Consider the following 21,487-nt stretch of genomic DNA (forward strand, 5'->3'; position numbering starts at 1 on the left):
AGTCCTATAACGAGCGCAACCCCTGTTGTTAGTTGCCAGCGAGTCATGTCGGGAACTCTAACGAGACTGCCAGTGCAAACTGTGAGGAAGGTGGGGATGACGTCAAATCATCACGGCCCTTACGCCTTGGGCTACACACGTGCTACAATGGCCGGTACAGAGAGCAGCCACTGGGCGACCAGGAGCGAATCTACAAAACCGGTCACAGTTCGGATCGGAGTCTGCAACTCGACTCCGTGAAGCTGGAATCGCTAGTAATCGGATATCAGCCATGATCCGGTGAATACGTTCCCGGGCCTTGTACACACCGCCCGTCAAGCCATGGAAGCTGGGGGTGCCTGAAGTCGGTGACCGCAAGGAGCTGCCTAGGGTAAAACTGGTAACTAGGGCTAAGTCGTAACAAGGTAGCCGTACCGGAAGGTGCGGCTGGAACACCTCCTTTCTAGAGCCTTATTGTTAGCTTATTTATAAGCACGTTAGGGAAAGAGACGAAAAGAGAAAGTGGAAACAAAGATTAAGAATTTATTACTCTTGCTGTTAGTTCAAATAATACCATTTAAGAATAAGAGTGTCTCGTAGCTCAGCTGGTTAGAGTACTACACTGATAATGTAGGGGTCGACAGTTCGAGTCTGTCCGAGACAACTATTAAACTTAAATAGATTCTGAAATAAATTCAGAATAAAAGGAAATTTTAGAAGTATGAGTATGAATTATACATTAATTCAAAATTCACCATTCATAATTTAAAATTTGAAACGGGGGATTAGCTCAGCTGGCTAGAGCGCCTGCCTTGCACGCAGGAGGTCAACGGTTCGACTCCGTTATTCTCCACAAATCAAAAGTTGATACGTTGATTTGTTAAATCGGTTAAACGATTAAACGAAAAAACGATTAAACTAGCGATACAAGTTCATTGACATATTGAGATAAGAAAAATATAAAAAGTAGAAAGCGTTTTTTACTATTTATAGTAGAAAACAAACAAAAACGGTCCTAATTAATTTTAGGATTGGTACAATAAGCAAAATAAGGGCGTATGGGGGATGCCTTGGCTCTCAGAGGCGATGAAAGGCGTGATAAGCTGCGAAAAGCTACGGGGACGGGCACACACCGATTGATCCGTAGATACCTGAATGGGGCAACCCACTAGATTGAAGATCTAGTACACCGATAGGTGGGCAAACCCGCTGAACTGAAACATCTAAGTAGGCGGAGGAGAAGAAAACAAAAGTGATTCCGTAAGTAGTGGCGAGCGAACGCGGATTAGCCCAAACCAATGTTGTTACGGCAATGTTGGGGTTGTAGGACCACGATATTCAATGTAAAACGAACTAGAATCTACTGGAAAGTAGAACCAAAGAGGGTGATAGTCCTGTATAGGTAAGTGATATAATTGATAGTGGTATCCTGAGTAGGGCGGGACACGAGAAATCCTGTCTGAATTTGGCGGGACCATCCGCTAAGGCTAAATACTCCTGAGAGACCGATAGTGAACCAGTACCGTGAGGGAAAGGTGAAAAGAACCGTGAATAACGGAGTGAAATAGATCCTGAAACCATACGCTTACAAGCGGTCGGAGCCCCTTCGTGGGGTGACGGCGTGCCTTTTGCATAATGAGCCTACGAGTTAACGTTGCTGGCAAGGATAAGTGGTTAAGCCACGGATCCGTAGCGAAAGCGAGTCTGAATAGGGCGCTTTAGTCAGTAGTGTTAGACGCGAAACCGTGTGATCTACCCATGGACAGGTTGAAGCTGTGGTAACACATAGTGGAGGACCGAACCCGTTGACGTTGAAAAGTCTTGGGATGATCTGTGGGTAGGGGTGAAAGGCCAATCAAACTCGGAAATAGCTCGTACTCCCCGAAATGCATTTAGGTGCAGCGTTAGTTATAAAGTTATATAGAGGTAGAGCTACTGATTGGATGCGGGGGCTTCACCGCCTACCAATTCCTGACAAACTCCGAATGCTATATAATGTTCACTAACAGTGAGGGCTTGGGTGCTAAGGTCCAAGTCCGAGAGGGAAAGAACCCAGACCATCAGCTAAGGTCCCCAAATATATACTAAGTTGAAAGAACGAGGTTTGTCTGCATAGACAGCTAGGATGTTGGCTTGGAAGCAGCCATTCATTTAAAGAGTGCGTAACAGCTCACTAGTCGAGCGGACGAGCATGGATAATAATCGGGCATAAGTATATTACCGAAGCTATGGATTTACAATTTATTGTAAGTGGTAGGGGAGCATTCTCACAGGGTAGAAGGTGTATCGTAAGGTATGCTGGACCGGTGAGAAAAGAAAATGTAGGCATAAGTAACGATAATGCGGGCGAGAAACCCGCACACCGAAAGACTAAGGTTTCCACAGCTATGCTAATCAGCTGTGGGTTAGTCGGGACCTAAGGCGAACCCGAAAGGGACAGTCGATGGACAACGGGTTAATATTCCCGTACTACTGTTAACTGTGATGGGGTGACGGAGTGATGAAAGTGCCGCGAACTGACGGAATAGTTCGTTGAAGTACCTACCTATAAGACCCGCAGGCAAATCCACGGGTTTTGGGGAAATACGATAGTACTCGGCGTCTTCGGACAAAGAGATAGTGCACCTAAGGGCTTCCAAGAAAAACCTCTAAACTTCAGGTTAATAGTACCCGTACCGCAAACCGACACAGGTAGTCGAGATGAGAATTCTAAGGTGCTCGAGAGATTCATGGCTAAGGAATTAGGCAAAATAGACCCGTAACTTCGGGAGAAGGGTCGCCAGCAGCAATGCTGGCCGCAGTGAAGAGGTCCAGGCGACTGTTTATCAAAAACACAGGGCTCTGCAAAATCGTAAGATGAAGTATAGGGCCTGACACCTGCCCGGTGCTGGAAGGTTAAGTGGAGATGTTATGGGTAACCAGAAGCATTGAAATGAAGCCCCAGTAAACGGCGGCCGTAACTATAACGGTCCTAAGGTAGCGAAATTCCTTGTCGGGTAAGTTCCGACCTGCACGAATGGTGTAACGATCTGGACACTGTCTCAGCCATGAGCTCGGTGAAATTGTAGTAACGGTGAAGATGCCGTTTACCCGCAGTGGGACGAAAAGACCCTGTGCACCTTTACTATAGCTTAGTATTGACCTTGGATAAATGATGTGTAGGATAGGTTGGAGACTGTGAAGTGGCGTCGCTAGGCGTTGTGGAGTCATTGTTGAAATACAACCCTTTGTTTATCTGAGGCCTAACCCCGTTTTGCGGGGGACATTGCTTGGTGGGTAGTTTGACTGGGGTGGTCGCCTCCAAAAGAGTAACGGAGGCTTCTAAAGGTTCCCTCAGTACGCTTGGTAACCGTGCGTAGAGTGCAATGGCATAAGGGAGCTTGACTGAGAGACATACAGGTCGATCAGGTACGAAAGTAGAGCATAGTGATCCGGTGGTTCCGCATGGAAGGGCCATCGCTCAAAGGATAAAAGGTACGCCGGGGATAACAGGCTGATCTCCCCCAAGAGCTCATATCGACGGGGGGGTTTGGCACCTCGATGTCGGCTCGTCACATCCTGGGGCTGGAGAAGGTCCCAAGGGTTGGGCTGTTCGCCCATTAAAGTGGCACGCGAGCTGGGTTCAGAACGTCGTGAGACAGTTCGGTCTCTATCTACTGTGGGCGCAAGAAATTTGAGTGGATCTGATTCTAGTACGAGAGGACCGAATTGGACAAACCTCTAGTGTATCTGTTGTCACGCCAGTGGCATGGCAGAGTAGCTACGTTTGGAAGGGATAAGCGCTGAAAGCATATAAGCGCGAAACCCACCACAAGATGAGATTTCTTTTAAGGATCGTGGGAGATGACCACGTTGATAGGCTATAGATGTAAAGGCAGTAATGTCATAGTCGAGTAGTACTAATAATCCGTAAGCTTATGTACACCTTTCCAGCCTCGCAAGAGGCTGGGGAAACTTTCTTTTATCCTGAATTTATTTCAGGAACTACAATATTTTTTTCTTTATCTCAGTATGTTAAGATATTGTTCAATAGATTTTTATCGTAAGATAAACAATCATTGAAAAATTGCCCAAAGCAATTATAACTTCTTAAGGTGGTTATTGCGGCGGGGCTCACCTCTTCCCATCCCGAACAGAGTAGTTAAGCCCGCCTGCGCAGATGGTACTGCAGTTATGTGGGAGAGTATGTCGTCGCCTTTCTTTTGAGAACCCTATTCATTTATTTGGATAGGGTTTTTTTGTGCGCAAAAAAAATCGATTTTTCTTCAAGGAATGGGTATTAGAGAAGAAATAGTAATCCTAATGATTTATGTGTTTTCAGAACAATATATCTAATCCAACCGTAGTTCGGCAGATTTTGCTATGTAAATCACCTTTTTTTCTGAATATAAAAATGTACCAAAGCAGTAATTATTAGATTTTGGTATGGGTAATAGTTTTATTATTTATAGTGACGAAAGCATTTGTTATGTAATGAAGTGGTTTTTGATTGAGATTAAATAAGGGAATATCAACTTAATATATTTTAGTCTGACAATTGACTTTAGTTTAATTTATTCTCTAGTAAATAAGTCAATAGGAACATAAACGAAATTCTCACTCAATTATAACACTAAAGGTTTGGAGTATATTTTTACTGCAAACAATTTACGGGTATTTTTGAATGATTCGATGACAGTATCCGATTTTCGTGGTCAGACTAAAAAAATCAGACCTCTGAAGGGTTCATCCAATTGTTATTGAAATTTAAATGGAACAGGAGTTGTCTAAAGTGGATTTCTTAATTTCATTTTGCATTCTTTTAAAAGAATATTTTTGGATAAGAGCTACGAGAGTATTGCTTTGTTATGTCAATGAAGCGCGGTTTGGGTAAAGATTGGAACTGATTGCTGACAATTTTAAGGACTTGCTTTGCTTTAGGGAGTTGCTACTGTCTGTTTTTGGTTTTTGATTTAGGGTTGATCAGACTTTAAAAGGGGCTTGGGCGTATCTCATATGGTCATTCTTTTTTTTAGAGAAGCTTTTATGGGATAAAATACGATTGAAAGAGCGTAGTTAGTCTGTCTTGTTAGGACGATAGAAGTGCTATTGGGAAAGGCTATATTTTGCGGAGGTAGTTCAAACTGCTTTATTAAAGCTTCTCTGTAGGGAGTATTGGATGGATAAAAAAAACTTTATTTAAAATACGGGTTTTCAACAACTTAAAAACAAAGTTGCGAAAAGGTTAAAAAAAAGGCATTAAAAGTATTGAATAACGGTATAAAGGTGTTATTTTTGCACCCGCAACAACGCAGACGTTCTTTAAAATACTGGCAAGCAAACGGAATTAATTAGGAAATTTATTTTCTAAAAAAACTTCAAATTTTTCTTGCCAGATAAAAAGAGAAGTTGTACTTTTGCACCCGCTTCGAGAAACACGTTAAGTGTTGCTACGAGTGGAAAACAAGATAAGACACGTTCCTAGACATATTGAATTGACAGCCGTTTTTGAGAGAGATTTCAAAGACAAAAGAATAAGAGTAATAGAATCGAGAGATTTGAAAAAACCACTAGACCTTCAGTCAAAAATAAATAGAGAATCATTTATGGTTCTTGCATAATATACGATGAAGAGTTTGATCCTGGCTCAGGATGAACGCTAGCGGCAGGCTTAACACATGCAAGTCGAGGGGTATAGTTCTTCGGAATTAGAGACCGGCGCACGGGTGCGTAACGCGTATGCAATCTACCTTTCACAGAGGGATAGCCCAGAGAAATTTGGATTAATACCTCATAGTATAATTGAGTGGCATCATTTAATTATTAAAGATTTATCGGTGAAAGATGAGCATGCGTCCCATTAGCTAGTTGGTATGGTAACGGCATACCAAGGCTACGATGGGTAGGGGTCCTGAGAGGGAGATCCCCCACACTGGTACTGAGACACGGACCAGACTCCTACGGGAGGCAGCAGTGAGGAATATTGGACAATGGGCGCAAGCCTGATCCAGCCATGCCGCGTGCAGGATGACGGTCCTATGGATTGTAAACTGCTTTTATACGAGAAGAAACACTCCTTCGTGAAGGAGCTTGACGGTATCGTAAGAATAAGGATCGGCTAACTCCGTGCCAGCAGCCGCGGTAATACGGAGGATCCAAGCGTTATCCGGAATCATTGGGTTTAAAGGGTCCGTAGGCGGTTTAGTAAGTCAGTGGTGAAAGCCCATCGCTCAACGGTGGAACGGCCATTGATACTGCTAGACTTGAATTATTAGGAAGTAACTAGAATATGTAGTGTAGCGGTGAAATGCTTAGAGATTACATGGAATACCAATTGCGAAGGCAGGTTACTACTAATATATTGACGCTGATGGACGAAAGCGTGGGTAGCGAACAGGATTAGATACCCTGGTAGTCCACGCCGTAAACGATGGATACTAGCTGTTGGGAGCAATCTCAGTGGCTAAGCGAAAGTGATAAGTATCCCACCTGGGGAGTACGAACGCAAGTTTGAAACTCAAAGGAATTGACGGGGGCCCGCACAAGCGGTGGAGCATGTGGTTTAATTCGATGATACGCGAGGAACCTTACCAAGGCTTAAATGTAGATTGACCGGTTTGGAAACAGACTTTTCGCAAGACAATTTACAAGGTGCTGCATGGTTGTCGTCAGCTCGTGCCGTGAGGTGTCAGGTTAAGTCCTATAACGAGCGCAACCCCTGTTGTTAGTTGCCAGCGAGTCATGTCGGGAACTCTAACGAGACTGCCAGTGCAAACTGTGAGGAAGGTGGGGATGACGTCAAATCATCACGGCCCTTACGCCTTGGGCTACACACGTGCTACAATGGCCGGTACAGAGAGCAGCCACTGGGCGACCAGGAGCGAATCTACAAAACCGGTCACAGTTCGGATCGGAGTCTGCAACTCGACTCCGTGAAGCTGGAATCGCTAGTAATCGGATATCAGCCATGATCCGGTGAATACGTTCCCGGGCCTTGTACACACCGCCCGTCAAGCCATGGAAGCTGGGGGTGCCTGAAGTCGGTGACCGCAAGGAGCTGCCTAGGGTAAAACTGGTAACTAGGGCTAAGTCGTAACAAGGTAGCCGTACCGGAAGGTGCGGCTGGAACACCTCCTTTCTAGAGCCTTAGTGTTAGCTTATTTATAAGCACGGTAGGGAAAGAGACGAAAAGAGAAAGTGGAAACAAAGATTAAGAATTTATTACTCTTGCTGTTAGTTCAAATAATACCATTTAAGAATAAGAGTGTCTCGTAGCTCAGCTGGTTAGAGTACTACACTGATAATGTAGGGGTCGACAGTTCGAGTCTGTCCGAGACAACTATTTATACTTAAATAGATTCTGAAATAAATTCAGAATAAAAGGAAATTTTAGAAGTATGAGTATGAATTATACATTAATTCAAAATTCACCATTCATAATTTAAAATTTGAAACGGGGGATTAGCTCAGCTGGCTAGAGCGCCTGCCTTGCACGCAGGAGGTCAACGGTTCGACTCCGTTATTCTCCACAAATCAAAAGTTGATACGTTGATTTGTTAAATCGGTTAAACGATTAAACGAAAAAACGATTAAACTAGCGATAAAAGTTCATTGACATATTGAGATAAGAAAAATATAAAAAGTAGAAAGCGTTTTTTACTATTTATAGTAGAAAACAAACAAAAACGGTCTTAATTAATTTTAGGATTGGTACAATAAGCAAAATAAGGGCGTATGGGGGATGCCTTGGCTCTCAGAGGCGATGAAAGGCGTGATAAGCTGCGAAAAGCTACGGGGACGGGCACACACCGATTGATCCGTAGATACCTGAATGGGGCAACCCACTAGATTGAAGATCTAGTACACCGATAGGTGGGCAAACCCGCTGAACTGAAACATCTAAGTAGGCGGAGGAGAAGAAAACAAAAGTGATTCCGTAAGTAGTGGCGAGCGAACGCGGATTAGCCCAAACCAATGTTGTTACGGCAATGTTGGGGTTGTAGGACCACGATATTCAATGTAAAACGAACTAGAATCTACTGGAAAGTAGAACCAAAGAGGGTGATAGTCCTGTATAGGTAAGTGATATAATTGATAGTGGTATCCTGAGTAGGGCGGGACACGAGAAATCCTGTCTGAATTTGGCGGGACCATCCGCTAAGGCTAAATACTCCTGAGAGACCGATAGTGAACCAGTACCGTGAGGGAAAGGTGAAAAGAACCGTGAATAACGGAGTGAAATAGATCCTGAAACCATACGCTTACAAGCGGTCGGAGCCCCTTCGTGGGGTGACGGCGTGCCTTTTGCATAATGAGCCTACGAGTTAACGTTGCTGGCAAGGATAAGTGGTTAAGCCACGGATCCGTAGCGAAAGCGAGTCTGAATAGGGCGCTTTAGTCAGTAGTGTTAGACGCGAAACCGTGTGATCTACCCATGGACAGGTTGAAGCTGTGGTAACACATAGTGGAGGACCGAACCCGTTGACGTTGAAAAGTCTTGGGATGATCTGTGGGTAGGGGTGAAAGGCCAATCAAACTCGGAAATAGCTCGTACTCCCCGAAATGCATTTAGGTGCAGCGTTAGTTATAAAGTTATATAGAGGTAGAGCTACTGATTGGATGCGGGGGCTTCACCGCCTACCAATTCCTGACAAACTCCGAATGCTATATAATGTTCACTAACAGTGAGGGCTTGGGTGCTAAGGTCCAAGTCCGAGAGGGAAAGAACCCAGACCATCAGCTAAGGTCCCCAAATATATACTAAGTTGAAAGAACGAGGTTTGTCTGCATAGACAGCTAGGATGTTGGCTTGGAAGCAGCCATTCATTTAAAGAGTGCGTAACAGCTCACTAGTCGAGCGGACGAGCATGGATAATAATCGGGCATAAGTATATTACCGAAGCTATGGATTTACAATTTATTGTAAGTGGTAGGGGAGCATTCTCACAGGGTAGAAGGTGTATCGTAAGGTATGCTGGACCGGTGAGAAAAGAAAATGTAGGCATAAGTAACGATAATGCGGGCGAGAAACCCGCACACCGAAAGACTAAGGTTTCCACAGCTATGCTAATCAGCTGTGGGTTAGTCGGGACCTAAGGCGAACCCGAAAGGGACAGTCGATGGACAACGGGTTAATATTCCCGTACTACTGTTAACTGTGATGGGGTGACGGAGTGATGAAAGTGCCGCGAACTGACGGAATAGTTCGTTGAAGTACCTACCTATAAGACCCGCAGGCAAATCCACGGGTTTTGGGGAAATACGATAGTACTCGGCGTCTTCGGACAAAGAGATAGTGCACCTAAGGGCTTCCAAGAAAAACCTCTAAACTTCAGGTTAATAGTACCCGTACCGCAAACCGACACAGGTAGTCGAGATGAGAATTCTAAGGTGCTCGAGAGATTCATGGCTAAGGAATTAGGCAAAATAGACCCGTAACTTCGGGAGAAGGGTCGCCAGCAGCAATGCTGGCCGCAGTGAAGAGGTCCAGGCGACTGTTTATCAAAAACACAGGGCTCTGCAAAATCGTAAGATGAAGTATAGGGCCTGACACCTGCCCGGTGCTGGAAGGTTAAGTGGAGATGTTATGGGTAACCAGAAGCATTGAAATGAAGCCCCAGTAAACGGCGGCCGTAACTATAACGGTCCTAAGGTAGCGAAATTCCTTGTCGGGTAAGTTCCGACCTGCACGAATGGTGTAACGATCTGGACACTGTCTCAGCCATGAGCTCGGTGAAATTGTAGTAACGGTGAAGATGCCGTTTACCCGCAGTGGGACGAAAAGACCCTGTGCACCTTTACTATAGCTTAGTATTGACCTTGGATAAATGATGTGTAGGATAGGTTGGAGACTGTGAAGTGGCGTCGCTAGGCGTTGTGGAGTCATTGTTGAAATACAACCCTTTGTTTATCTGAGGCCTAACCCCGTTTTGCGGGGGACATTGCTTGGTGGGTAGTTTGACTGGGGTGGTCGCCTCCAAAAGAGTAACGGAGGCTTCTAAAGGTTCCCTCAGTACGCTTGGTAACCGTGCGTAGAGTGCAATGGCATAAGGGAGCTTGACTGAGAGACATACAGGTCGATCAGGTACGAAAGTAGAGCATAGTGATCCGGTGGTTCCGCATGGAAGGGCCATCGCTCAAAGGATAAAAGGTACGCCGGGGATAACAGGCTGATCTCCCCCAAGAGCTCATATCGACGGGGGGGTTTGGCACCTCGATGTCGGCTCGTCACATCCTGGGGCTGGAGAAGGTCCCAAGGGTTGGGCTGTTCGCCCATTAAAGTGGCACGCGAGCTGGGTTCAGAACGTCGTGAGACAGTTCGGTCTCTATCTACTGTGGGCGCAAGAAATTTGAGTGGATCTGATTCTAGTACGAGAGGACCGAATTGGACAAACCTCTAGTGTATCTGTTGTCACGCCAGTGGCATGGCAGAGTAGCTACGTTTGGAAGGGATAAGCGCTGAAAGCATATAAGCGCGAAACCCACCACAAGATGAGATTTCTTTTAAGGATCGTGGGAGATGACCACGTTGATAGGCTATAGATGTAAAGGCAGTAATGTCATAGTCGAGTAGTACTAATAATCCGTAAGCTTATGTACACCTTTCCAGCCTCGCAAGAGGCTGGGGAAACTTTCTTTTATCCTGAATTTATTTCAGGAACTACAATATTTTTTTTCTTTATCTCAGTATGTTAAGATATTGTTCAATAGATTTTTATCGTAAGATAAACAATCATTGAAAAATTGCCCAAAGCAATTATAACTTCTTAAGGTGGTTATTGCGGCGGGGCTCACCTCTTCCCATCCCGAACAGAGTAGTTAAGCCCGCCTGCGCAGATGGTACTGCAGTTATGTGGGAGAGTATGTCGTCGCCTTTCTTTTGAGAACCCTATTCATTTATTTGGATAGGGTTTTTTTGTGCGCAAAAAAATCGATTTTTCTTCAAGGAATGGGTATTAGAGAAGAAATGGCAATCCTAATGATTTAATCGAAGGGGTTTTTATTCCGTTTTTAAAGTAACTGCATATTTTATTTATTTTTTAATTCTTACTTGCATCGCATAATCATAAGTATCAAGGGAATTGAATGATATTTTTTCGGTTTCAACAAAAGATAAATAGTTCCGTATTTTTTCTTCCGTAAAACGCTGAGACCAGAAACCTTCTTTTGTAGCGGTAAAACTATCTTTAGCATCTGTGATTATTGTCATTCCCATTTTTTTATAGGAATGTTCTTGTTTAAGTCTAGTTTTATCATTGTCAATGTAGCATGCACCTATTACTATTTCCCCTCCAGAGCGCAACAACTTGTATAAATTTGAAAATATAATTTCGAATTTTTCATTTTTTGTTAGATCCAGCCGCCTCTCTAAGGGGTTATACCTTTCAAAAGAAAAATTGCTAGGGTAAATATTGCCAGCTGTGAACCATGTGATAATAATTAAATCATATTTTTTCTTCCATTTATCTAAGTTGATGGCGTCTTCAAGATAGATCGCTACTTTATCATCAATTTTTAATTCTTTTGCTGTCTGTCTTGACAGTATTACACAGGCTTCGGCATTATCTGTGCCGTCATATGAACCCACCATTTTCCACATTTCAGGAATTCCACTAAGATGCTTTGCTATTCTGCCATTTCCAATTCCGATATCAAGAATAGACAAAGGTGTTTTCTTTCTTTGATACAATTCTGTAATGACCTTTTTAAGTTCTACAAATTCTGCCCATTGTGCTTGAATTAATTCTTCTGACAAGTAATTTTTATCCCAAGATTTCTGAAAAATTTCTTTGTTATCATACATTTCCATTATTTGTGTTTTTAGAAGATAATTCACAATTTAAATTTAAACCATTTTGGATAGTGTGTAGAAATAATTGGATTGTTTTATAATTAAATATAATCATAAAAGTTATTATTATATTAATTCTTTCTCTTATTTGTTTCATATTTTCGGTTTCTGAAATCTATAATGTATTTTTGTTGTTATAAAATTTTATTATGAAGAAAATATTTTTGTTTTTGGCTGTTATTATCATGTCAAATTTACAAGCACAGGAGAGACCTAAATTGGTAGTAGGTATTGTTGTTGATCAAATGAAAATGGAATATTTATATCGTTTTTCGAATGATTTTTCAAATGATGGTTTCAAAAGATTAATGGGAAATGGATATACTTTTCAAAATATGCATTATAATTATATGCCCACTTATACTGCTCCTGGGCATGCCTCAATTTATACAGGTACAACTCCGGCAATTCATGGTATTGTAAGTAATGAGTGGTTTAGTAGAAAATTGGGTAAAGAGATGTATTGCACAGATGATGCAAGTGTGAACACTGTAGGGGATGGAACTAAAGAAGAAGGTGAGATGTCTCCTAAAAATCTTTTAACGACTACAATTACTGATGAGTTGAGAATGGGTACTAATTTTAAAGGTAAGGTAATCGGTTTGAGTCTTAAAGATCGTGGTGCTATATTACCTGCTGGTCATTTTGCAAATTGGGCTTTTTGGTACAGTAAAACAGGTTCTTTTATTTCTAGTTCTTTTTATGGTGAAAAATTACCTGATTGGGTTCAAAAATTCAATGATGAAAAGCATTATATGTCATATATCAATAAAGGATGGGATTTATTGAAACCAAAAGCTACTTATGATGAAAGTTTAGAGGATAATAATCCTTATGAAGGGAAGTTATATAATAGTGTGGCTCCCGTTTTTCCTTATAATTTAAAGGATATGTATGCTAAAAATGATGCTGGTGTATTGCGATCTACTCCTTTTGGAAATAATTTATTGGCAGAATTTGCAATGAAAGCTATTGAAAAAGAGGAATTAGGTAAAGATAATATTACTGATTTCCTTACAGTTAGTTTTTCTTCAACAGATTATGTAGGTCATTTATTAGGGCCAAGATCAATGGAACTACAAGATACTTATTTGCGATTAGATCAAACAATTGCTGAGTTTTTGAATTATTTAGATAAAACAGTTGGAAAAGATAATTACTTATTGTTTTTGACTGCTGATCATGCAGGTGCTGAAAATGTAAACTATCTTAAAGATCATAAATACAATGTAAGCAGTATAAGTCCTAAAGATATTAGAAATAATTTAAAGGATTTTTCTGTGAAAACTTTTGGAACGGACTTAGTTTTAAATTATTCAAATTTCAATTTATTTTTTAATGAAGAAATTATTAAAACTAAAAACCTTGATTTAAGTGTAGTAAAAGAGGCTTTTAAAGAATTTTTAATGACTCAGGATTATGTCAAAAGAGTGTATACTGAAGATGAAATTTTAAATTCAACAGGTAATGATTATTTCTTGAACTTTATCGCTAAGGGATATGATGTAACTCAAAATGGCGATTTAGTTATTTTAGATAAACCTGGTTATATCGAGTACCTTGGAACAGGAACTTCTCATGGAACTACTTATACTTATGATACTCACGTTCCCGCTATTTTTTACGGTTGGCATATTAAAAAGGGAGAATCATTTGATAAAAAAGTCATTACTCAAATTGCGCCCACAATCGCGCAGAAGATTAAGGTTTCTTTTCCGAATGGAACTGAAGCAAATGTTCTTGAGGAAGTTTTAAAGGACTAGGTTATGATAGAAACGAAAAAAGGTGTATTTGAAAATACACCTTTTTTTTGATTTTATTTTTAAACAGTAGCTTCTACTGGTAATGGAATTTGATTTTTTAATAAGTCTTCAAATGTTTCATGAGCACGTATTAAGTGACCTTGGCCATTCATCCATAATACTTCAGCTGGTTTGTATCGTGAATTATAATTGGATGCCATTGAATAACAATAAGCACCTGCATTTCTAAAACTTAATATGTCACCTTCTTTTATTTCAGGGATTCTTCTATTGCTTGCAAAAGTATCTGTTTCGCAAATATATCCTACAACGGAATAGAAACGTTCTTTTCCTTTTGGATTTGATATATTGTCAATATGATGTTGAGATCCGTATAACATTGGACGTATTAAATGGTTGAATCCACTATCAACTCCAGCAAATACGGTTGATGTTGTTTGTTTGATTACATTTACTTTTACTAAAAAAGACCCAGCTTCACTCACTAGAAATTTACCTGGTTCGAATATTAATGTCAATTCTTTTCCATACTCTGTACAGAAAGCATTGAATCTTTTAGTTAATTTCTTTCCTAATTCTTCAATATCTGTTTCGATATCGTCTTTTTTGTAAGGCACTTTGAATCCGCTTCCAAAATCTAAGAACTCTAAGTTTTTGAAGTTTTTTGCTGCATCAAATAAAATTTCGGCAGCGTATAAGAATACTTCAATATCTAAAATATCTGAACCAGTATGCATGTGAATACCAACAATGTTCATTTTAGTATTTTCAACAATACGAACTAAGTGAGGTAATTGATGAACAGATATTCCGAATTTGCTATCAATATGACCTACTGAAATATTAGCATTTCCACCTGCCATTACGTGAGGATTGATTCGGATACAAACAGGAACATTTGGGTGTTTAGCACCGAATTGCTCCAATATAGATAAGTTATCAATATTGATTTGAACTCCTAAAGCATGTACTTCTTCAATTTCCTCAAGAGATACACCGTTTGGAGTATAAAATATTTTTTCTGGATCATATCCTGCATGAAGTCCTAATTGTACTTCTTGAATTGATACGGTATCAAGTCCCGATCCCATTTCTTTTAATAGTTGTAAAATAGCAACATTAGATAATGCTTTCATTGCATAATTGATGCGTAACTTCTCAACTTTAGAAAATGCTTTTGTTAATCTGTTGTATTGTGATTTTATTTTATCGGCATCATAAACGTATAATGGACTGCCAAATTGTTCTGCTAGCTGAAGTAAGTCTTTTGATTGCATTGTTATATTATTTTTAGCAAATTTATTATTCTTTATTTGTTCTCACAAGCGATTTTACAAATTCTAACAAATTGTAACAAAAAGTTACAAAATAAACAATATTGCTATTTATTTGTGTTATTTTAATTTTTCGGGTGAGGGATGGTAGCGTATAGCCCACAGTCGCTGTAGTTTTTACGAAAGCGACGAGGACTTGAAGCGTACAGCCCGACCATACAGTAACGATAGTGGATGTATGGACACCTCCTAAAACTAAAAAATGACTGCCCAAAAATAGATTTGGCAGTCATTTTATATTGTTTATTTGAAATTACAAACTTGGTAAATCTCCAGTACCTTTAGTAGGTAAGTTGGTAGACCCCATCAAGTAGAAGTCCACTTCACGTGCCGCTTCGCGACCTTCTGATATTGCCCAAACAATTAACGATTGTCCGCGACGCATATCTCCAGCAGTGAAAATATTAGGTACATTAGTTTGATAGTTAGTTGCTTTGTAATTACTTCTCATATCTGTTTCTAGCCCTAATTGCTCGCTTAAAGTTTTTTCAGGACCAGTAAATCCTAAAGCAAGTAATGCTAAATCACAAGGCCAAGTTTTTTCGGATCCTTCTTTTTCAATTAATTCTGGTCTTTGTCCTGGAGTTATTTTCCAAGCCACTTCAACAGTTTTTAATCCAACTAATTCACCTTTATCATTTGCGATAAATTCTTTAGTGTTTATTAACCAGTTTCTATCACATCCTTCTTCATGTGAAGATGAAGTTTTAAGTTGCAAAGGCCAAAATGGCCAAGGTGTAGTCTCGCTTCTTCCTACTGGAGGTTTTGGCATGATTTCAAAATTAGTAACCGATTTTGCACCGTGTCTGTTTGAAGTTCCAACACAGTCAGAACCAGTATCTCCACCACCAATCACGATAACATCTTTACCAGTAGCTTTGATTTGGTTAGGAATATCCTCACCGTAAAGTACTTTAGTTTGTTGCGTTAAAAAGTCCATTGCTTGAACGACTCCTTTTGTTTCAATTCCTTTTGTAGGCAAGCTTCTTCTTTCAGTAGCACCACCACATAAAACAATTGAATCAAATTCATTTAATTGATCAACGCTATAATTTACGCCAACATTTACGTTAGTTTTAAAAGTGATTCCTTCAAGTTCTAGAATTTTCACACGTCTGTCGATAATTCCTTTTTCTAATTTAAAATTTGGAATTCCATAACGTAGTAAACCACCTATTGCATTGTCTCTTTCGAAAACAGTTACTGTGTGTCCAGCACGATTTAATTGTTGTGCTGCTGCTAATCCGGCTGGCCCAGACCCAATTACGGCTACTGTTTTTCCAGTTCTTGTTGCAGGAGTTTGTGGTTTTATCCATCCTTCAGCGAAACCTCTTTCGATAATGTTTTTCTCAATATTTTCAATAGCAACTGGCTCTTCAATAATTCCTAATACACATGATTTTTCACATGGAGCAGGGCATAAGCGACCTGTGAATTCTGGAAAGTTATTGGTAGATTGTAAAATCTCCAAGGCACTTTGCCATTCTTCTTGATGTACCATGTCGTTAAAATCTGGAATTAAATTTCCTAATGGACATGAACTATGGCAAAATGGGATTCCGCAATCCATACATCTTGAACCTTGCTCTTTTATCTTTTCTTTTGATAACGGAATAGTAAATTCATTGTAATTTACTACTCTTTCTTGTACTGCTATATTACTTTCGTCTGTTCTATCGTATTCTTTAAATCCGCCTATCTTTCCCATAACTATGCTGTTGCTATTAGTTCTTCAATTTTCTTTTCTTCTGCTAATCTTTGTAATGCTATTTTATAATCTTTTGGCATTACTTTGATAAAATGTTTTTGTTGGTTTTCCCAGTCTTCTAAAAGTCTTTTTGCTAATGGACTATTGGTATACATGGAATGGTTTTTAATTAAACGTTTCAGTTTAGTTAAATCTTCTTCTTCCAAAGTTTCTAAGGCAACCATTTCCATATTGCATAATCCATTTTCAAATTGTTTTTGTTCGTCAAAAACATAGGCAACACCACCACTCATTCCCGCAGCGAAATTTCTTCCTGTTCTTCCTAGCACAGCAACTGTACCTCCAGTCATGTATTCACAACCATGATCTCCAATTCCTTCAACAACTGCTGTTGCTCCAGAATTTCTAACGCAGAAACGTTCTCCAGCCATACCATTAATGTATGCTTCACCAGTTATAGCTCCATAAAGGGCCACGTTACCGATGATGATGTTTTCCTCCGGTTTAAATGTAGCTGTAGGTGGTACTTTGATAATTAATTTACCTCCCGAAAGTCCTTTTCCTAAGTAATCATTACAGTTTCCATGAATTTTAAATGATAATCCATTGGTTGCAAATGCACCAAAACTTTGACCTGCAGAACCCGTGAAATCTACTAATATTGTGTCTTCAGGTAAACCTTGTGCACCATATATTTTTGAAATTTCATTACTTAAAATTGCTCCAACTGAACGGTCCGTATTTTTGATATCAAAAGTAACTCTTGTTTTTTCTTTTCTATAAATAGAAGGAATAGCCGCTTTTATGATTTCAAAATCAAGTACATTATCAAGTCCGTGATCTTGAGTTGTTGTATTGTGATTAGGTACTGTCTTCGCTTTTTCTGGTTTGTATAAAATAGTAGATAGATCTAATCCGTTTGCTTTATAATGCTTAATTGCTTTATTAACATTCAGTTTTTGTGATTGTCCTACCATTTCTTTCAAGGTTCTGAAACCTAATTGAGCCATGATTTCTCTTAACTCTTCAGCAATGAAATACATGAAGTTAATGATATGCTCAGGTGTTCCTTTGAAATTTTTTCTCAATTCAGGATCTTGAGTTGCAATACCTACTGGGCAGGTATTTAAATGACAAGCTCTCATCATGATACAACCTGATGCAACTAGTGGTGCTGTAGCAAAACCAAATTCTTCTGCTCCAAGCAATGCTGCAATAGCGACATCACGTCCTGTTTTCAATTGTCCATCACATTCTAATACGACACGACTTCTTAAGTCATTTAAGATTAAAGTTTGTTGCGCTTCGGCTAAACCAAGTTCCCAAGGAATACCAGTATGTTGTAATGAAGTTAATGGAGCGGCTCCAGTTCCTCCATCGTATCCAGAAATTAAAATGACATCAGCTTTTGCTTTAGCAACTCCGGCTGCGATTGTTCCAACACCAACTTCAGATACTAATTTTACGTTTACACGTGCATCACGATTTGCATTTTTTAAATCGAATATTAATTGAGATAAATCTTCAATAGAGTAAATATCGTGATGTGGAGGAGGAGAAATTAATCCAACATAAGGAGTTGAATTTCTAACTTTAGCAATCCAAGGCACCACTTTTTCACCAGGTAATTGACCACCCTCTCCAGGTTTAGCACCTTGAGCCATTTTAATTTGAATCTCTTTGGCACTTGTCAAATAATTGATAGATACTCCAAAACGGCCTGAAGCAACTTGCTTAATAGCACTGTTTTTAGAATCTCCATTTAATTCTTTTTGGAAACGTTTTGGATCTTCTCCACCTTCTCCAGAATTACTTTTTCCACCAATTCTATTCATGGCAATTGCCAAGTTTTCATGGGCTTCCTGGCTAATAGATCCATAAGACATCGCTCCAGTTTTGAATTTTTTTACAATTTCAGTCCAAGGTTCTACTTCATCAATAGAAATTGGATCTAAATTATTAAATTCGAATAAACCTCTAATAGTCATTAAATTTGAGCTTTGCTCGTTGACCATTGTAGAATATTCTTTATAACTTTCTGGACTGTTTAAACGTACTGCTTGCTGTAATTTAGCAATTGTAGTTGGATTGAACATGTGTTTTTCACCTGTTCTTCTCCATCTATATATTCCACCAATTTCTAAAGGTAATAAACTTGCAATTTTAGAATTTGGGAAAGCTTTTTGGTGTCTTTTTTTAACTTCTTTTTCGATTTCATTTAACCCAATCCCTTCAATTCGTGATGGAGTATATGGAAAATATTTTGTAGAAAAGGTTTTATTAAGACCTAATATTTCAAAAATTTGGGCAGCTCTATACGAATGTAAAGTAGAGATACCAATTTTATTCATGATTTTCAAAATTCCTTTAGCAATCGCTTTGTTGTAGTTTGAAATTGCGTAATCCGCTTTTACATTAGTAATAAAGCCTTTGTCAACTTGGTCACGTATAATTTCATTTACTAAATATGGATTGATAGCGCTTGCTCCATAACCAAATAATAAGGCGAAATGATGTGGTTCACGTGGTTCGGCAGATTCAATGATAATTCCAAATTTTGAACGAACTTGTAATTTATTCAATGAATGATGAATATAAGAACATGCTAATAGCATAGGTATTGGTGCCATTTTTTCAGTAACACCTCTATCAGAAAGTATGATTATATTATGTCCTTCGCTAACTGCTTTATAAGTTGCCTGAACACATTTTTCTAATGCACGCTCTATACCATTAACTCCTTTTTCTATTTTGTATAGAGTAGAAATAGAAGCAGATTTAAAATCGGCATGGTCAATATTTTTTATTTTATCTAAATCCTCTTTAGAGATAACTGGATTTTGGATTTTTAATTTTTTACATTGTTTAGCTTCAATATCAAAAATATTATAATCACCACCAATAGCTAAACTAATATCTGTAATTATTTCTTCACGAATACCATCCAAAGGTGGATTAGTAACTTGAGCAAATAATTGTTTAAAATAGTTGTATAATAGTTGTGGTTGTTCTGATAATACAGCCAATGGAGTATCATTACCCATTGAGCTAATTGCCTCAGCTCCATTAGCACCCATTGGGGTTATAATGGTTTTTACATCTTCTATTGAGTATCCAAATAAACGTAATCTCGTTTCAAAGTCAATATTCTCTGTCGGAGTTTCATTATTGGTATAAGGAACTTTAGCTAATGGAAGAAGATTTTCATTCAACCATTGTCTATAGGGACGTTTAGTAACAACTGCATTTTTTATCTCATCATCTTCAATGATACGACCTTCATTCATGTCCACAAGGAACATTTTTCCTGGCTCCAAACGACCGTGTTGAACAACATCTTCAGGATTTATATCAAGAACTCCAATTTCTGAAGCCATAATTACAAAACCAGTTTTTGTTAATGTATATCGAGAAGGACGAAGTCCATTTCTATCTAATAATGCACCAATCACATTTCCATCGGTAAACGGAATAGAAGCAGGACCATCCCATGGTTCCATGATACAAGAGTTGTATTCATAGAATGCTTTCTTTTCATCCGACATGGTTTGGTGTTTTTCCCAAGCTTCAGGAACTACCATCATCATTGCTTCTGGAAGTGTACGTCCAGTCATCAATAACAATTCTACAACCATATCCATAGAAGCTGAATCTGATTTTCCTTCTAATATAATAGGGAACATTTTTTTAATATCTTCTCCAAAAACCTCACTTTTCATCAATTCTTCACGAGCACGCATTCTACTTACGTTTCCACGAAGTGTATTGATTTCACCATTATGACACATGTATCTAAACGGTTGTGCTAATTCCCAAGAAGGGAATGTATTGGTAGAAAATCGCTGGTGTACTAATGCTAAACGTGTTACTAAATCAGTATCCGTTAAGTCCGTGTAATATCTACTGATATCTTCGGGCATTAGTAATCCTTTATATATTATTGTTGTCGTTGATAAACTAGAGAAGTAAAACATGTGACTTTCTGAAGTTTTTGATTTCAGAATTAAATGTTCTCCTATTTTTCTGGCAGCAAATAATTTAGCATTGAATTGTTGTTCTGTCAATTCTAAACCATTTTTACCTATAAATACTTGTTTAACTGTAGGTTCTTTTTCGGCTGCGATTTGTCCTAGATTTGTAACATCAACAGGAACATCTCTCCAACCTAAAATTTTTAAATTTTGATCTTGTACCGTTTTTTCAAAAGTATCCATGCAAAATTTAGCTTGGTTTTTCTTTTTTGGTAAAAAAACCATTCCTACTGCATACTCCCTTGTTGCTGGGATTTCAAAGTCACATACTTTTTTAAAAAAATCATGAGGAATATCAAAAAGAATTCCTGCTCCATCTCCAGTTCTTCCGTCAGCACTTACAGCACCACGATGTTCTAATTTAATTAGAATATCAAGTGCCTTATGAATGATATCGTTAGATTTTATTCCGTTTAAATTACAAATAAATCCCGCGCCACAGTTGTCGTGTTCAAATTCAGGCAAATAAAGGCCTTGTTCTTTAACTTTCATGCTTTATAATTTTTTTCTACAAAAATAAAGATTTCATTGAATATAATGTATCCAAAACAAGCAATGCGTCTTATTTTTATAGTAATAATAGAAAAACGTTTAATTAATAATAATAATGGTGTTTAAGTACCTGTGTATTGTTAATTCGTCAATAGCGTTTGTTTTGAATTGTATTAGATAGGCAATTATTGTAGTTCTTATCAAATTTACAAATTATATTTCAAACGTTATAGCAATACCTTTCGCTTGTTTTTATTTTTAATTTATGCGCTAATTATGTTTGTTTCTCTTGTTGTATTTTTTTGTGTAACATTTTTGAAATTTTAAATAGGAAAAAGATTTCTCTGTTT

At 38.9% G+C, this 21,487-nt stretch carries 6 protein-coding genes, 4 tRNA genes and 6 rRNA genes (1 of these 16 cut by a window edge); 12 read left to right on the top strand and 4 right to left on the bottom strand.

Annotated elements, in window-relative coordinates; all coding sequences use genetic code 11:
* The 11 genes from AB3G34_RS02595 to rrf (AB3G34_RS02645) form a co-directional block, all read left to right on the top strand.
* Positions 1-442, top strand: a 16S ribosomal RNA gene (locus AB3G34_RS02595) (it extends 1,072 nt beyond the left edge of the window).
* 127 nt (positions 443-569) lie between these two features.
* Positions 570-643: transfer RNA gene (locus AB3G34_RS02600), tRNA-Ile, on the top strand.
* 115 nt (positions 644-758) lie between these two features.
* Positions 759-832: transfer RNA gene (locus tag AB3G34_RS02605), tRNA-Ala, on the top strand.
* A 184-nt stretch (positions 833-1,016) separates the two neighbouring features.
* Positions 1,017-3,902, top strand: a 23S ribosomal RNA gene (locus AB3G34_RS02610).
* Between the two features lie 167 nt (positions 3,903-4,069).
* Positions 4,070-4,179 (top strand): 5S ribosomal RNA (gene rrf / locus AB3G34_RS02615).
* 1,235 nt (positions 4,180-5,414) lie between these two features.
* Positions 5,415-5,579 carry a hypothetical protein gene (locus AB3G34_RS02620; protein WP_367768211.1) on the top strand — a complete coding sequence of 55 codons (165 nt, stop codon included), beginning with the start codon at positions 5,415-5,417 and terminating at the stop codon, positions 5,577-5,579.
* Positions 5,580-5,582: 3 nt separating this feature from the next.
* Positions 5,583-7,096: ribosomal RNA gene (locus tag AB3G34_RS02625) — 16S ribosomal RNA — on the top strand.
* Positions 7,097-7,223: 127 nt separating this feature from the next.
* Positions 7,224-7,297: transfer RNA gene (locus tag AB3G34_RS02630), tRNA-Ile, on the top strand.
* A 116-nt stretch (positions 7,298-7,413) separates the two neighbouring features.
* Positions 7,414-7,487, top strand: a tRNA-Ala gene (locus AB3G34_RS02635).
* A 184-nt stretch (positions 7,488-7,671) separates the two neighbouring features.
* A 23S ribosomal RNA gene (locus tag AB3G34_RS02640) occupies positions 7,672-10,557 on the top strand.
* Positions 10,558-10,725: 168 nt separating this feature from the next.
* Positions 10,726-10,835 (top strand): 5S ribosomal RNA (gene rrf, locus AB3G34_RS02645).
* The 16S, 23S and 5S rRNA genes sit together here with 4 tRNA genes alongside, the layout of an rRNA operon.
* 155 nt (positions 10,836-10,990) lie before the next feature.
* On the opposite strand, the gene AB3G34_RS02650 is transcribed toward rrf (AB3G34_RS02645), so the two are convergent.
* On the bottom strand, positions 10,991-11,767 hold the full coding sequence (locus AB3G34_RS02650) for a methyltransferase domain-containing protein (RefSeq protein WP_369753364.1): 777 nt from the start codon (positions 11,765-11,767) through the stop codon (positions 10,991-10,993).
* Between the two features lie 191 nt (positions 11,768-11,958).
* Between AB3G34_RS02650 and pafA the strand changes: the two genes are divergently transcribed.
* The gene (gene pafA / locus AB3G34_RS02655) at positions 11,959-13,572 is read left to right on the top strand and encodes an alkaline phosphatase PafA (RefSeq protein WP_367768216.1); all 1,614 of its coding nucleotides are present in this window, start codon (positions 11,959-11,961) and stop codon (positions 13,570-13,572) included.
* 59 nt (positions 13,573-13,631) lie between these two features.
* Here the strand turns inward: pafA and lysA are convergent, their stop codons facing one another.
* The 3 genes from lysA to gltB all read right to left on the bottom strand — a co-directional run bounded on the left by lysA (position 13,632) and on the right by gltB (position 21,137).
* On the bottom strand, positions 13,632-14,855 hold the full coding sequence (gene lysA, locus AB3G34_RS02660) for a diaminopimelate decarboxylase (protein WP_369754073.1): 1,224 nt from the start codon (positions 14,853-14,855) through the stop codon (positions 13,632-13,634).
* Positions 14,856-15,159: 304 nt separating this feature from the next.
* Positions 15,160-16,614, bottom strand: a complete 1,455-nt coding sequence (locus AB3G34_RS02665) for a glutamate synthase subunit beta (protein WP_369753365.1) — start codon at positions 16,612-16,614, stop codon at positions 15,160-15,162.
* 2 nt (positions 16,615-16,616) lie between these two features.
* On the bottom strand, positions 16,617-21,137 hold the full coding sequence (gene gltB / locus AB3G34_RS02670) for a glutamate synthase large subunit (protein ID WP_369753366.1): 4,521 nt from the start codon (positions 21,135-21,137) through the stop codon (positions 16,617-16,619).
* Positions 21,138-21,487: the final 350 nt, after the last annotated feature.

This window comes from Flavobacterium sp. WC2409 (assembly GCF_041200085.1).
GTDB lineage: Bacteria > Bacteroidota > Bacteroidia > Flavobacteriales > Flavobacteriaceae > Flavobacterium.

Bases quoted from the DNA above. Each gene is read 5' to 3' on its own strand.
- AB3G34_RS02650 (WP_369753364.1), bottom strand. From the start codon at position 11,767: ATGGAAATGTATGATAACAAAGAAATTTTTCAGAAATCTTGGGATAAA.
- pafA (WP_367768216.1), top strand. From the start codon at position 11,959: ATGAAGAAAATATTTTTGTTTTTGGCTGTTATTATCATGTCAAATTTA.
- gltB (WP_369753366.1), bottom strand. From the start codon at position 21,137: ATGAAAGTTAAAGAACAAGGCCTTTATTTGCCTGAATTTGAACACGAC.
- AB3G34_RS02665 (WP_369753365.1), bottom strand. From the start codon at position 16,614: ATGGGAAAGATAGGCGGATTTAAAGAATACGATAGAACAGACGAAAGT.